The sequence below is a fragment of the Enterococcus sp. AAFC-DPL-5182 genome (assembly GCF_058216605.1).
The window spans coordinates 2311608-2326360 of record NZ_CM177101.1; the positions used below are offsets into that span (position 1 = coordinate 2311608).

Consider the following 14753-nt stretch of genomic DNA (forward strand, 5'->3'; position numbering starts at 1 on the left):
TATTAATTATTTCTTAGCACTTTGCTAGGTTTTAATACATTTGGCTTTGTCGGATGTGCCATATATAAGCTTACGACTTGATTTTGATAAAATAAGGCCACCAAATCCTGCGGCATTTCCTTTAGAGCCAAATCGGTTGGACTTAATCGAACACCATTTTTAACTTTGTTGTAAAGCTCCTCCGTTAAATCAATGCGTTTAAAGCGTTCGATAGCTATTTCAATCGGCAAAAGCGTTTCTGCTATTTTGTTTTGTTTCATTCTTTCTGCGACCTGCGCTAAGGTCAAACTCTGCTCAGCTGTTAGGCCACCGCTTGCCGTACGCGTCAAATCAGACATGTGCGCTGGCACTCCTAAGGCAAGTCCTGTATCAACAGACAACGTTCTCACATAAGTTCCTTTACCACAAACTACTTTAAAGCGCCAACTTTGTGTTCCGTTTTCTAGATTAAATTCAGGCTCACTGGTACGTTCAAAAGAATAAATCATCGCTTCTCTCACTGGTCGCTCAACGTCTTCTCCATTTCGAGCATACTCATAAAGACGTTTCCCGTTGACTTTGACTGCAGAAAACATTGGTGGGATTTGTGTTATAACACCTGTCATCGTCTGCATAGCAGCATCGATTTCTTCGTTTGAAAAAGGTTTAGACAGCGCAACTTTCTCCACTATTTCTCCACTGACATCTTCTGTTGTCGTAGAAAAACCAAGCGTAATTTCTCCTTCATACGTCTTACCTGAATCAACCATATATTCAATTACTTTCGTCCCTTTTCCGATACAAATAGGTAAAACCCCAGACACATCAGGATCTAAAGTACCGCCGTGACCAATTTTTTTTGTATGTAAAATTTTCCTTAGTTTGAAAACACAGTCATGACTAGTCATGCCAGCTTCTTTCCATAAAGGTAAAATACCGTCCATCTAATAGTTCCTCCAAAATTATAGTATCAACTGATATATTATAGCATAGAAGAGAAGAGAAATTCATTTTTTAAAAACGGGTCTTGAGTGATAGAGATAGTTCACATATAAATTATTTTCGGAAGATGCTCACCTTGTTCAACATATCGGTCGATCTAATGAATGTGATTCTTAAAAAAAGCGTAAAACAAAAACGGATGAACCGTTTTGTTTTACGCTTATGGATTTGATTGTTTTATTAAGCAGAATGCCCTACAATCACGTCACCTGCATAACCGAATCCTACACGTGTCATGCTAGGATTCATTTCCCAATCACGATGTCCTGTTCCAGATGGAGATACCATGTTGGTCTCATTATACCAAGCCATAATAACAGAATTTCCTGGAGCAAACATGAAGGCAATTACTTCATCTCCACGATTCCAATGATCTGATGGTATTTGAAAATCTTGCATCATTGCAGCTCTTCCGCTAGCTGCAGCAGCAAGGCCAGCATCCCAACTTACTGGATTCAATCCATTCGCTGTACGTAATGCATTAAGCGCTTGGAAAGTTGCGTCAGCTGAAGTCACTGGCGGCTCTATTGGTTTGTCAGGATTTTCTGGCACTACTGTATTTCCTTGGTTATTCGAATTATTCCCCTCAGGCGTGCTTGGAGCGGTCTCTTTAGGTTCATCCGTCTCTACAGGAGGTGTAGTTGTTGTTTCTTTCGTAGTTTCACTAGTGCTTTCACTTTGTGTAGATTGTTTTTCCGGCTTGTTAGAAGTCTCAGTCTTCTTAGCCTCTTTCTTTTTCGTTTCATTTGCTAGTTGCGCTTTTAGCGCTTCTTGCTGTTCTTTTAAGAGTTTATTTTTTGAATTTTCAGCACCAGAAGTTTCGGAATCAACTTCTGCTTTCAAAACATTCAAATCTGCTTGTTTGGCAACTAGGTTTTCTTTTTCTTTTTCTAATTGAGCTGTTGCTTCTTCTACAGCAGCTAAATTCTTTTGAATATCTGATTTCTTTGTTTCAACGAGTGTTTTGTCTTCTTTTTGTTGTTTAATCAAATCATTATTTGCTGTCATAATTGAAGAAATTGCTTGCACTCGACCGACTGCATCTGTAATTGATTCTGAATTTAAAAGAATATCAAGAATTTGAGTGCCTTGTCCATTCACTTGAACATTGCGCCCTTGCTTTTGGATTGCTTCAGTTCTTTTATTGATGCGTACATCTAGTGCAGCGATATCTTTCTTTAATTGCTCAGATTCTTTTGTTAAATCTGTTTTTTGTTTATTCAAGGCAACACCTTCATCAAAGATCGAAGCTATTTCTTCTTCTAGTGAAGCTATCTGATTGGCTACTCCCTGTTGTTTCTCTTTCAATGCCGAAATTTCTTTATCTTGTTGTTCTATTTTTTTATCAGCTGTTTCTGCCAGCGAACTAATTGGCGCAATTGTTCCTGCAACTGTAATCATACTAACTATTAATAATGACAAATTCTTTTTCTTCACTATTAACCCTCCATTTTCTTCAACGATAAGACTTGTACTTTAAATAATAGCACAAATCCATTTTAGTTAATCGGTAAAAATGTTACAGTTCCTTTCAATATAGTTACAAAAAATAATTCTGTTACAAAAGTACAAAAAAAGACCGAAGAGGATCATTCCTTTTCGGTCTTTTTATTAGGTACATTAACCTATTATTTTAATCACCTTGATTCAATTTACGAATCAATTCATCAATATGATTCCCATATTGCACGGATTCATCTTTTTCAAAAATCAGTTCAGGCGTTTTGTACAATGTTAAACGTTGACCTAATTCTTTACGAATCAATCCTTTGGCTTTATCTAATCCTTGTTGCGCTTTTTGTTGATCAGAAGCTAGATCAGATAACAAACTGTAATAAATCGTCGCTTGTTGTAGATCGCCAGTTACTCGAACATCGGTAATTGTAATATCTTGCACACGAGGATCTCTTACACGTTTTCTCAATATATCATTGATTTCACGCATGATTTCTTGACCCACTCGACGGTCACGATAATTTGCCATACTGTTTCTCCTTCTCTCTACTTTTAGTTATTATTATTGTTTGATTTCTTCCATAACGAAGCCTTCAATTACATCATCCACTTTAAGATCGTTGAAGTTTTCAACCATGGCACCACATTCAAAGCCAAGTTTTACTTCTTTCGCATCATCTTTGAAACGTTTCAAGCTAGCTAGTTTGCCTTCAAAGATCACGATGCCATCACGAATTACACGAACACCACTATCACGACGGATAGAGCCTTCTGTTACGTAACAACCTGCAATCGTTCCAACTTTAGATACTTTATAAAGTTCACGAACAGTCATTTGACCCGTAATTTTCTCTTCAAATTCAGGATCTAGCATCCCTTTCATCGCTGTTTCGATTTCTTCGATTGCTTTGTAGATGATACGGTGTAAACGAATATCCACTTCTTCTTGTTCTGCTTGTTGTTTCGCTTGTGGTGTCGGACGAACGTTAAAGCCAATAATGATCGCATTACTTGCTGCAGCAAGTGTCACGTCACTTTCATTGATAGCTCCAACAGCCGAGTGAACGATTTTCACACGAACGCCTGCAACTTCGATTTTTTGTAAGCTTGCGGCTAAGGCTTCTGCTGTACCTTGTACATCAGCTTTGATAATCACGTTAACATCTTTCAATTCGCCTTCTTTTAGACTTTCGAATAAGTTATCTAATGTTACACGGTTATTTGATGACCGTTGTTCCAGAACGGCACGTTTGCCACGTTCTTCACCTGCTTGACGAGCTGTTTTTTCATCTTCAAAGACTACAAAACGATCTCCTGCTTGCGGCACATCATTCAATCCTGTGATTTCAACTGGTGTTGCTGGACCTACTGCTTTGTCACGACGACCAAGGTCGTTGGTCATAACACGGACACGTCCAAATGTATTTCCGACAACGATTGGATCTCCAACTCGCAATGAACCTTGTTGAACAAGTAATGTAGCAACAGGTCCTTTGCCTTTATCTAAACGAGCTTCGATTACTGTACCGATCGCACGTTGTGTTGGGTCTGCTTTCAAATCTTCTACTTCAGCAATTAAAAGAATATTTTCTAATAATTCTTCAATATTTTGGTTGAATTTCGCTGAAATATTTACGAAGATTGTATCTCCGCCCCATTCTTCTGGAATTAAGCCATGTTCACTTAATTCTTGTTTTACATGATCAGGGTTAGCACCTGGTTTATCGACTTTGTTGACTGCCACGATAATTGGCACTTCTGCTGCTTTCGCATGGTTGATCGCTTCGACCGTTTGCGGCATTACACCATCATCTGCCGCGACAACCAAGATCGTAATATCTGTGATACCAGCTCCACGAGCACGCATACTTGTAAATGCAGCATGTCCTGGTGTATCTAAGAAAGTAATTGGTTTGCCATCGATGTCGATTTGGTATGCACCGATATGTTGTGTGATACCACCTGCTTCACCTGAAGTTACACGTGAATTACGCAATGTATCAAGCAATGTTGTTTTACCATGGTCAACGTGACCCATAATTGTTACAACTGGTGGACGTGTGACAAGATTTTCTTCAACTAAAGCTTCTGGTTCAAAGAATTTATCGATATCAGCAACATCTACTTGAATTTTTTCTTGTGGTTCCATACCATAATCAACTGCTAATAGTTCAATCGTTTCTTTATCTAATGATTGGTTTTGGTTGACCATAACACCCATCATAAATAGTTTTTTGATGATCTCAGCTGGTTCGCGGTGAATTTTTTTCGCAATATCTGCTACGTTCATACCTTCTGTATATTCTAATACATCTGGTAATTCACGGAATTTACGTGCTGGCACTGCTGGTTTTGTTGATTCTTGGTATTTGCCTTTTTTACCTTTTTTGTTAAATCTGTTGCGGTTTTGGTTGTTGTAGCCATTACGGTTACGATTTTGACCACCGCCTCCGCCGAAACTATTGTTACGGTTTCCAGAATTTGTATTGTTACGGTTTTGATTTCCTTGTGAATTGTTGCTAGTTTGTCCTTGTTGTGGGCGGTTTTGCTGTCCTGTTTGCGTCGCTGGACGGTTTTGATTTGTGTTTTGTGTGTTGCTTTGTGCCGGACGATTTTGATTATTGTTACGGTTTTGGTTATTTTGTTGTCCTGATTGTGCTGGACGGTTTTGATTTTGGTTGTTTTGTTGCGGACGGTTTTGTTGTCCTTGATTTGAACGGTTTTGAGTCATATTTTGGCTGCTTCCTTGCATGTTTCGATTTTGGTTGTTACGGTTTTGATTCGTTTGTTGTCCTGATTGTGCTGGACGATTTTGATTTTGGTTACTTTGTTGCGGACGGTTTTGTTGTCCAGTTGGTTGTTGTGCTTTATGTTGATTTTGGTTTGGTCTATTTCCATTTTGGTTAGCTGGTTTTGGATTTGCTGGTTTTGTTTGCGCTTGACCACTTTGAGTTGCTTGTGGTTTCGCTGCTGGTTTTTGTTGCGTACTTGCAGGCTTGCTTCCTCCAAATGAATGACGAAGTTTTGATTCTTCTTCAGAAGAAATTGCGCCCATGTGATTTTTCACATCCATACCTAATGCATGTGCTTTTTCGACAACATCTTTACTCGATTGATTGATTTCTTTTGCTAATTCATAAATTCTTTTTTTACCCATGCAATCACCTTCCTAACCTTTGATTAGTTCCTTGAACTTCATCGCAAAGCCTTGGTCATTGATTCCGATCACCATACGTGTTCTGCCAATCGCATGACTTAACTCCGAATGTAAAAACGAATCATCACAAGGAACGTTGTAATAAGAACTTTTGTCCTTTATTTTCTTTCTTGTATTCTCACTAGCATCAGAAGCAACAAAAACGAATTTCGCTTTATTACTACGGATATCACCGATGGTCAATTCCTCACCCGTTACTAGTTTTCCAGCTCTCATAGCCAAACCTAATAAATTTAATACTTTTTCTTTATCCATTGCCGAACAACTCTTTACGTGCTTTTTGATGTTCAACGTAGTCTAATAATTCTTGGTAAAAAGCATCTGTCAAGGTAGTCTCCAACACACGATCTAAAATATGTTTGTCCCATGCTTCTTGGACTTCTTTGGGCTCAAGTGAAACATATGCACCTCGTCCTGGCATTTTACCAGTCGGATCGATTGCCACTTCGCCTTCTTTTGAGCGTGTGATTCGCACTAATTCTTTTTTGGGTTTCATTTCACCTGAAACAACAGATTTACGCATCGGGATTTTTCTTTTTTTCATTGTATTCCCTCCAGATCGTTAGACTTGTTCTTCGTCTTCTGCAGTTTTTTCTTCAAACTCGACGTTTTCGTAATCATCAGCAGTCATATCAGATGCTACGATTGCTTCATCATGTGCTTCTTCTTCGGGTGTTTCTTGGTTTTCTGCAAGTTCTGCGTAATAAGCTTCCATTTCAGACTCTGGTTTGATATCGATTTTAAAGCCAGTCAATTTAGCCGCTAAACGAGCATTTTGACCTCTTTTACCGATAGCAAGTGATAACTGATAATCTGGAACAACTACAGTACAAGCTTTATTGTTATTCGGATCGAAAATAACATCCACGACTTGAGCTGGATTCAATGCGTTACTGATGAAAACAGCAGGATCTTCACTCCACTCAACAATATCCATATTCTCGCCTTTTAATTCATTCACGATTGCTTGAACTCGTTGACCTTTTGGTCCTACACACGTTCCGACAGGATCGATGTTAGGGTCAGTTGAACGAACTGAAACTTTTGAACGATCTCCAGCTTCACGAGCGATGCTGACAATCTCTACTATTCCATCATACACTTCTGGAATTTCTTGTTCAAATAATCGCTTCAGTAAATCTGGATGACTACGGCTTACGAATACTTGCGGACCTTTAGAAGTATTTTCAACTCTTGAAACATATACTTTGATACGATCATGAGGTTGATAAAACTCATTTGGCATTTGGTCTTGCTTAGAAAGGACAGCTTCGATCTTTCCTAAGTTTACATAAATATAACGACGGTCTTGTCTTTCAACGATCCCTTGCATGATGTCATTTTCATACGCGCTAAATTCGTTATAGATAATATTTCTCTCTGCTTCACGAACACGCTGTAAAATAACTTGTTTAGCCGTTTGTGCTGCAATGCGACCGAAATCTTTTGGCGTTACTTCAAAACGAATTTTATCGCCCATCTCGTATGCTTTATTAACTTCCATCGCTTCTTTTAATGACACTTCTAATTGTGAATCAAATACTTCTTCTGTTACTTCTTTAACGGCATAAACATGGATATTGCCTTTTTTACCGTCAAATTCTACTTCAACATTTTGGGCTTGCCCATAATGTCTTTTATATGCGGAAACTAATGCTGCTTCCAGTGCATCAATCACAATCTCTTTAGAAATACCTTTTTCAGCTTCTAATGCATCAAGTGCATTTAACATTTCTTTGCTCATTTTTTTATCATTTCCTCCTACTGTCTAAATGAAAGGTGAACGGAGCTGATCGACTTTTATATGCCGATTCTTGCATCTCGTGATAAGTCAAAACTAAAACGTTCTGCTTGATAGTTTACTTAATTAAAACTGAATTGCTAAACGAGCTTTTGCAATGTTTTTTCTTTCGAATGTATAGTCTTTGACTCTTGTTTTGATTTTGACTGTCAAGGTCAACTGATCTTTATCAAGTGTTTTTAAAATACCTTCAAATTGTTTTTCACCATCGATCGTTTGGTAAAGTGAAATATGAATGTATTCTCCAACTGCTTTTTCATAGTCGCTTTCTTTCTTCAACGGACGTTCTGCTCCCGGAGAGGATACTTCCAGAAAGTAAGCTTGAGGAATCGGATCGGGATCCATAGCGTCAAGCTTTTCATCTAGCTGCTCACTAACAAGTGCACAGTCTAAGATATCGATACCGCCTTCTTTATCAATAAAGACACGGAGAAACCAGTCTCTTCCTTCCTTGACAAACTCTACTTCTACAAGTTCAAAATTTTGTTTTTCTAAGATTGGTGTGACTAACTCGGTAACAGTTTCCACAACACTACTCAAAATTTTCGCCTCCTTCGAGATTTATGTAACGCACTAGTTTTTAGAAACGACGCTTCATACAGTTAAATCATAGAAAAGCAAGACAAATCAACGTTTCATCTTGCTTTCCTCTTAAGTTACCCCATTAAAAAGAGTGAGCAGAAATCCGCTCACTCAAACTAGTATCATTACTTATAATGTATTCTACCATAGTTTTTCTGAAAACTCAAATTTGCTTTATTGAAACCCATTTATTCTCAGTGGTTGAACTCTATTTTTCAACTTAATTACTTGCTGAACGCATTTAAAAAACTGGTATATTGGTATAATTTGTTTAATCCTCTTCAGCTGCTCCCGCAGTAACATCAGTCCTAGTACCCCACTTATTTACTTTAAGTGTTGCCAATGCGATGATTCGTACAATATGAATCGTAAAAAAATGGAATAATCCATACATAGGAGCCAGCAAATAACAAAATGGATGCTTAAGAATATAGTGCACGTTTCTAGCATACGCAGAAAGACAAGCAAGAAGTAGATAAAATAACCAATCTTGCCAAGTTAACTTCCCAAAATACCAAACTATATTATAAAATATGGCGATTAAAAAAATAACCCAAAGAACAATCTCAGTCATTGACCATAAAAAAACGATTGGCTTTTTACGAATCAATTTTAGGGAAATGAATGTTTCTCTAAAAAAAGATTTACTCCATCTTGTTTGCTGCTTCAAAAAAACACTTACTTTTTCTGGCACATCAGTTATACATTTTGCCGTTTCCTGATACACTGTTTTTCCTCTTTCAATTGCATAATTGGTAAGACATCGGTCATCACCAACATGGGCTGGAACTCCAAAGACAGTTTGACTTAAATAACGATCCAGGTTATCCATAACAATATTACGTCGGTAGCAACTAATCGGACCTGAACAAACTAAAATATTCCCAGTAACTGATTGAGAAGCACGCTCTACACGAAACGCATTATCATACCTCATATCAAGTAAATATGAAAGCAACGAATTTTTACGATTTCTAGCGTTAATGTGTCCAGTAACTGCTTGTACGTTGTCATCACTGAAAGGGCGCATTAACTCATACAATGTATCCGGAAAGATTTCTCCATCAGAATCCATCGTAAAAAATATATCTCCTACACTATTTTCAAAGGCATAAGCTTGTGCAAAACGCTTGCCTTGGTTATAAGGCAATTTATGAATATACATCTTGTTTGTAAATTCTATCGGTAATGTTTCAGTCGCTCGTTTCATTACTTGATCTAAAACATAGTTTGTGCTGCCATCGTCCACAATAAAAACTTCCTCAACTGGATATTTCTGTGCGGCTAAACCTTCAAGCAGTGTTAAAATTGCTTCTTTGGACTCGTTGTAAACTGGTATCACGACTGTCACTTTCAAATTGGGAGGAACACTTTCATCTGGTTTATAGAACATTGAAAGACTTGTTTTGATTACTAAGTATAAAATCATACACCAACCATAAATACTAAAAGCTGTTGATATATAGCCTGTTCGCCAAAAACCGATCAAACCGATCAACAATGCACAGAGAATAAATGTAATACAAGATAACATCAAATGCGTACTTCGTTTGAACTTACTTTCCATCACACTCTCTCCTCAACCTCAACAAGATTACTTACTGAGGCCATACCTGCACGACCACCACCAATTTTAAAAACTTTTTCATGCGTTTCTTTGAAAATATGACACATATCAACAATCGTATGACTTTCTTTCAGTAATCGTTCATAATCTATCACACTGTGCTTAGTCAAAATAACCACGCAGTCATAGACCGCATAATTACAAAAATCATTTTGAACAACGGCCACCTCTGATCCATATTTATCGACAAACGATGGTACATAAGGATCTAGAATCGTTAATTCTGTATGATTCTCTTTTAAAATTTCATAAATAGACAATGTCGGAGACTCACGAACATCATTAATATCTGGTTTATACGCTAGGCCCACTAATAAAACCTGAGATTTTTTTAATGATCTCCCTTGAGCATTTAAAGCATCTCGAATTTTTTCTACAACACGATAAGGCATGTTCATATTGATTTCTTGTGATGTTTCAATAAACTTGTTGAAAAATCGATTTTGTTTTCCTTTCCAGTGTAAGTACATTGGGTCAAGCGGGATGCAATGTCCCCCAACACCTGGTCCTGGGTAAAACGGCATAAATCCAAAAGGTTTTGTTGCGGCAGCATCAATGGTCTCCCAAATATCAAGATCCATCCTTTCACACATCAAAGCCATTTCATTGATAAAAGCAATGTTGACACTTCGGAATGTATTTTCAAGTAATTTACTCATCTCAGCTGTCTCAGGTGAACTCACTACAATGACTTCATCCAGTATAGCGCTGTACAAGGCTTCTCCTAGTTCTGAACTTATATTCGTCATTCCACCAATTACCTTAGGTATATTCTTAGTCTGAAACTTGGTATTACCTGGATCAACTCGTTCTGGAGAAAAGCAAAGAAAATAATCTTTATCTAAGCGTTTTTTGGCTGCTTCAAAACGTTCAGCAAATAGTTCTCGTGTCGTCCCTGGATAGGTTGTGCTTTCCAACGATATAATTAGTGGTGTTTTCATATAAAGTTCTAGTTTTTCGGCTGTAAACGTTAAAAAGCTCGTATCAGGCTCTTGATTTTCATTAAGTGGTGTTGGTACACAAACACTCACAGCATCCAATGATGAAATAACGCTAAAATCTGTCGTTGCTCGAAAACTTCCTTGTTCTATTCCTTCTATTAAAATGGAAGCTGAAACATCTAAAATATGTGACTTTCCATTATTTAAGCTAGAAACTTTGTCTGGATCAATATCAATTCCTATAACCTCAAACCCCGCAGCTACAAATTCCATCGCAAGTGGTAAACCTACATAGCCTAATCCAACAACGCCAACTTTTGCTTTCCTTTTTTTAATTTTTCCTAACAGTGAATTCTTCACCGTATCATTTGAATTTCCCATAAAAACAACCCCATTCATTCCTATTTTAATAAATATTCTCCTTTGAAATAAAAAATAACTTTGTTCTAATCTATATCTCCCTTCTTATCTAACTCCACCCTTAAATAAACTTTTTATAAATAAACACAGACATTATATATTTATTTCATTTTTATTATACTTTATTTATAACAAATGTACATATGTTATATACAAAAAATATTATTTTGTTTTTCCAATTAGAATATATAGTTATAGAGAACTTGATTTTTCTATCACTTAATTGTCTACTGTTATAGTCAAAAAAATCGAAAAGAAAATAAGCGATAAAAAACTATCCGCTCCTCACTTCACTTTTCCATTCTTTTGTTTTACTATAGATAAGAAGATTCGAAAGGAGCACCACCATGTCTCAAATACAAGTAATCAAAGTGACCAAAGAGAATATAAAAAAAATGAAGTCCTTTTACGAGAGAAATCTTTTGAATAGGAATGTACCTTATTCTGAATTCGTTGCGAAAGTTGGCAATACAACGATCACGGCCTACACTTCTGGTAAAGTCATGTTTCAAGGGCCTGATGCGCAAAACGCTGCTGCTAAATGGGGAAACCCGACCCAGAGCAAAGGAACAAACTCTACCACTTCAAAGAAGGCAAACACACTTCCAGCTAATTTCAGCCAACTTTCTGTCTTAGGCAGCGATGAAGTCGGCAATGGTAGTTATTTCGGTCCAGTGACAGTTTGCGCAGCCTATGTTGATAAAACAATGGTCACAAAATTGAAAGCTCTTGGTGTAAGAGATTCGAAGGAACTTACCGATCCTCAAATCATAGAACTTTCAAAAGTCATCAAAGAACTGATTCCATATAGATTACTAATTGTTGAACCAGAAAAATACAATCAGATTCAACCCAAGTACAATGCTGTTCATATGAAAGTCGCACTTCATAATCAAGCAATCCATTTACTATTAAATGAGATCGCACCAATCAAACCCGAAGCGATTTTAATCGATCAGTTTACACCTGAAGCAAACTACAGAAAATATGTACGAAGTGAGCAAAATCAGGTCAGTGAAAAGTTGTACTTTATCACGAAAGGTGAACAATACCACGTAGCAGTTGCTGCAGCTTCAATTATTAGTCGCGCGGCCTTTTTGGAAGAATTAGATAAAGAGTCTAAAGAATTAGGCATGAAGGTCCCTTCTGGGGCTGGAACTGTTTCCGATAAAATTGCTGCTAAAGTTTTAGCTAAAGGTGGAATGGAATTATTAAGTAAATACGTAAAACTTCATTTTGCAAATACGGAAAAAGCAAAAAAAATAGCCGCTAAATAGAAACACGCCTAAGACAAATTGAGATACTGTCTTAGGCGTTTTGCTATTCTGCTTCTTGAATTTCTTTGTCTAGATCAGCGTAGTCAATCGCTGTGTGAATAAACGTTTCATCATTTTTAGGAAAATGCTGCAACAAGGAATCCATTGGTTCAATTTCAACTATCCCGGACTCCAACTCAAAATCCATTAAATGTCCACCAAAAGTCTGCTCATCATCAATAAAATGTAAATGAAAATCTGCCGCTGCAACACCTTGAAATAATTCAGGTGTAAAAAAGCCCACAACAGTTCCTGCCAAATCTTCTTTAATAAATTCAGGTTGTTCTTTGGACACTTCAACTAAACGTTTATAAGGTTTTTCTTGCTTAGGCATCGCGCGAATATGGACTTTTTTGAACTGACCATGAATTTTGATTGCATGAAAAAGATTTTCACTCTTCAAATGCTCACGGACCAATCTATTGATATCAAAATTAGTTATAATCTTGTTCACCGAAAAAGTAATGATCGGTTTAAAAGTAGTTACGGCAGCATACGGCGTTTCCTGTTGCTCATCTATCACAATCAGTGCGCCATCTTCTCGGCCTTGATAGGCTTTCCCATTTAAAATAATCAATTCGCCATCTAGACCAGATAATGTGCCAATGCCAAAATCGCCTCTTTTCAAAATATTAGCAATTGTTTCAGTACCATCCATCAAGCCTGCCATTAAAGCTCCTAATGTCCCGTGCTGATATAAGACTGCTTCTTTTGTCATTATTCTCACCCTTCTAATAAAACTGATCTGGCAAAATTGTTTCACCAAGTTTTTCATTGTCTTGATAATCAATTGGAATATCAATAACTACCGGACCTTCCGTTTTGATTCCATTTAAAATAGCTGCCCTCAACTCTTCTACATTCTTGACTCTTACCCCTGTTGCACCAAATGCTTCAGCGTATTTCACAAAATCAACCGGTCCAAAATCAACACCAGAAACTCTATGATATTTTAGCTGTTCTTGAAATTCGACCATGTTGTAACGTCCATCATTCCAAATCAAATGAATGATATTCAACTTTTTACGCACAGCTGTTTCAAGATCTTGAGCTGAAAACAAGAATCCACCATCACCAGAAACTGATACTATTTGTGTATTTGGACGAACCAGTGCCGCTGAAACAGCCCAAGGCAGCGCCACCCCTAGTGTTTGCATACCATTGCTAAAAAGTAAATGTCGTGGTTGATAACTTCTAAAATGACGCGCCATCCAAATATAGTGGCTGCCCACGTCAACAGTGACCGTCATTTCATCAGTGACAATACTTTGCAGTGTTTCAATGACCTCCAAAGGGTGCAGCAAACCATTGTCTACTCGTTCTTTCACATCATCTCGTTCCACTAATCTTTCATGTAATGTATTTAAATAATCGATCGCTTTCTCTGATACTATTTTAGCTTCAATACTAGGCAAAAGCACTGTTAATGTTTCTGCAATATCCCCAATCAACTCTCGTTCGGGCTGGAAGTATTGGTCGATTTCAGCTGGAGTATCATCGATCACGATGATTTTTGCCTCTCCTTCAGCATTCCAATTTCTAGCCTCATACTCAATTGGATCATATCCCACAGCAATGACTAAGTCACTACGTTTTAACAACATGTCACCTGGTTGGTTACGGAATAATCCGATTCGTCCAAAGAAATGGTCCTCTAATTCTCTAGAAATCACCCCCGCTGCTTGAAACGTTTCAACAACTGGGATTTTGGTCTTCTCAACGATTGCACGGATCGCTTTAGCTTCTTTATCTGTAGAGGCTCTCATCCCAATAAGCAATACAGGCAACTCTGCTGCTTGAATTAATTTTGAAAGATATTGAATATCCTCTGATGAAGCTGAACCAATTTTTGGATCACTCAAAGGTTTGATGCCTACGGATTTTACTGCGCCATCGACAACATCTTGAGGAATACTGATAAAACTAGCTCCTTTTTTCGAAGACTTTGCCAATCGGTAAGCATTTGCTAGAACTTCCGAAATAGTCTCTGGATCTTGAATTTCCGCACTGTACTTAGTGATCGGTTCAAATAAAGCAGCATTATTCATACTTTGATGCGTTAATTTTAGTAAATCTCTACGTTTCACTTGACCGCCTATTGCCAATACCGGATCACCTTCTGCCGTAGCCGTAACTAATCCAGTTGCTAAATTACTTGCACCTGGACCACTTGTCGCAACTACTACTCCTGGATTTCCAGTCAATCGTCCCACCGCTGCCGCCATAAAGGCAGCATTTTGCTCATGACGCGTTACTATCAATTCAGGTCCATCATCGACTAAAGCATCAAACAAACCGTCAATTTTTGCTCCTGGAATCCCAAATACATAATCGACACGATGATTTTTTAAACTTTCTACAATCACTTCAGCACCATTTCTACTTTTTCCCACCATCTGTTACACTACCTTTC

The 14753-nt window shown here is 37.6% G+C and carries 13 protein-coding genes; 1 reads left to right on the forward strand and 12 read right to left on the reverse strand.

Going from position 1 to position 14753, the window contains the following annotated elements; genetic code table 11:
* Window positions 1-2: 2 nt before the first annotated feature.
* The 10 genes from truB to AC4BB7_RS10825 form a co-directional block, all read right to left on the reverse strand.
* Window positions 3-923, reverse strand: coding sequence for a tRNA pseudouridine(55) synthase TruB (gene truB, locus AC4BB7_RS10780; protein ID WP_490483012.1), 921 nt, complete (start codon window positions 921-923; stop codon window positions 3-5).
* A gap of 238 nt (window positions 924-1161) precedes the next feature.
* Complete coding sequence (locus tag AC4BB7_RS10785; protein WP_086313508.1) at window positions 1162-2418, reverse strand: PcsB-like coiled-coil domain-containing protein; 1257 nt, start codon at window positions 2416-2418, stop codon at window positions 1162-1164.
* Window positions 2419-2614: 196 nt separating this feature from the next.
* Window positions 2615-2965 (reverse strand): 30S ribosome-binding factor RbfA, encoded by a 351-nt coding sequence (rbfA, locus tag AC4BB7_RS10790; RefSeq protein WP_069634716.1) that lies wholly within the window; start codon window positions 2963-2965, stop codon window positions 2615-2617.
* Window positions 2966-2998: 33 nt separating this feature from the next.
* Window positions 2999-5593 carry a translation initiation factor IF-2 gene (gene infB / locus AC4BB7_RS10795; RefSeq protein WP_490483013.1) on the reverse strand — a complete coding sequence of 865 codons (2595 nt, stop codon included), beginning with the start codon at window positions 5591-5593 and terminating at the stop codon, window positions 2999-3001.
* Between the two features lie 12 nt (window positions 5594-5605).
* On the reverse strand, window positions 5606-5908 hold the full coding sequence (locus AC4BB7_RS10800; RefSeq protein ID WP_086313510.1) for a YlxQ-related RNA-binding protein: 303 nt from the start codon (window positions 5906-5908) through the stop codon (window positions 5606-5608).
* Window positions 5901-6197, reverse strand: a complete 297-nt coding sequence (gene rnpM / locus AC4BB7_RS10805) for an RNase P modulator RnpM (protein WP_086313511.1) — start codon at window positions 6195-6197, stop codon at window positions 5901-5903. Before rnpM ends, AC4BB7_RS10800 begins: the two co-directional genes overlap by 8 nt.
* Window positions 6198-6215: 18 nt before the next feature.
* Window positions 6216-7397, reverse strand: coding sequence for a transcription termination factor NusA (gene nusA, locus AC4BB7_RS10810; protein WP_490483014.1), 1182 nt, complete (start codon window positions 7395-7397; stop codon window positions 6216-6218).
* A 123-nt stretch (window positions 7398-7520) separates the two neighbouring features.
* Window positions 7521-7994 (reverse strand): ribosome maturation factor RimP, encoded by a 474-nt coding sequence (gene rimP / locus AC4BB7_RS10815; RefSeq protein WP_490483015.1) that lies wholly within the window; start codon window positions 7992-7994, stop codon window positions 7521-7523.
* Window positions 7995-8307: 313 nt separating this feature from the next.
* Complete coding sequence (locus AC4BB7_RS10820) at window positions 8308-9603, reverse strand: glycosyltransferase family 2 protein (protein ID WP_490483016.1); 1296 nt, start codon at window positions 9601-9603, stop codon at window positions 8308-8310.
* Window positions 9603-10985, reverse strand: coding sequence for a nucleotide sugar dehydrogenase (locus AC4BB7_RS10825; RefSeq protein WP_490483017.1), 1383 nt, complete (start codon window positions 10983-10985; stop codon window positions 9603-9605). The genes AC4BB7_RS10820 and AC4BB7_RS10825 overlap by 1 nt, the downstream gene beginning before the upstream one ends.
* Window positions 10986-11371: 386 nt before the next feature.
* On the opposite strand from AC4BB7_RS10825, the gene rnhC reads away from it, so the two are divergent.
* The gene (gene rnhC / locus AC4BB7_RS10830; protein ID WP_490483018.1) at window positions 11372-12301 is read left to right on the forward strand and encodes a ribonuclease HIII; all 930 of its coding nucleotides are present in this window, start codon (window positions 11372-11374) and stop codon (window positions 12299-12301) included.
* A 43-nt stretch (window positions 12302-12344) separates the two neighbouring features.
* On the opposite strand, the gene budA is transcribed toward rnhC, so the two are convergent.
* Window positions 12345-13058 carry an acetolactate decarboxylase gene (gene budA / locus AC4BB7_RS10835; RefSeq protein WP_490483019.1) on the reverse strand — a complete coding sequence of 238 codons (714 nt, stop codon included), beginning with the start codon at window positions 13056-13058 and terminating at the stop codon, window positions 12345-12347.
* 13 nt (window positions 13059-13071) lie between these two features.
* On the reverse strand, window positions 13072-14736 hold the full coding sequence (alsS, locus tag AC4BB7_RS10840) for an acetolactate synthase AlsS (protein WP_490483020.1): 1665 nt from the start codon (window positions 14734-14736) through the stop codon (window positions 13072-13074).
* Window positions 14737-14753: the final 17 nt, after the last annotated feature.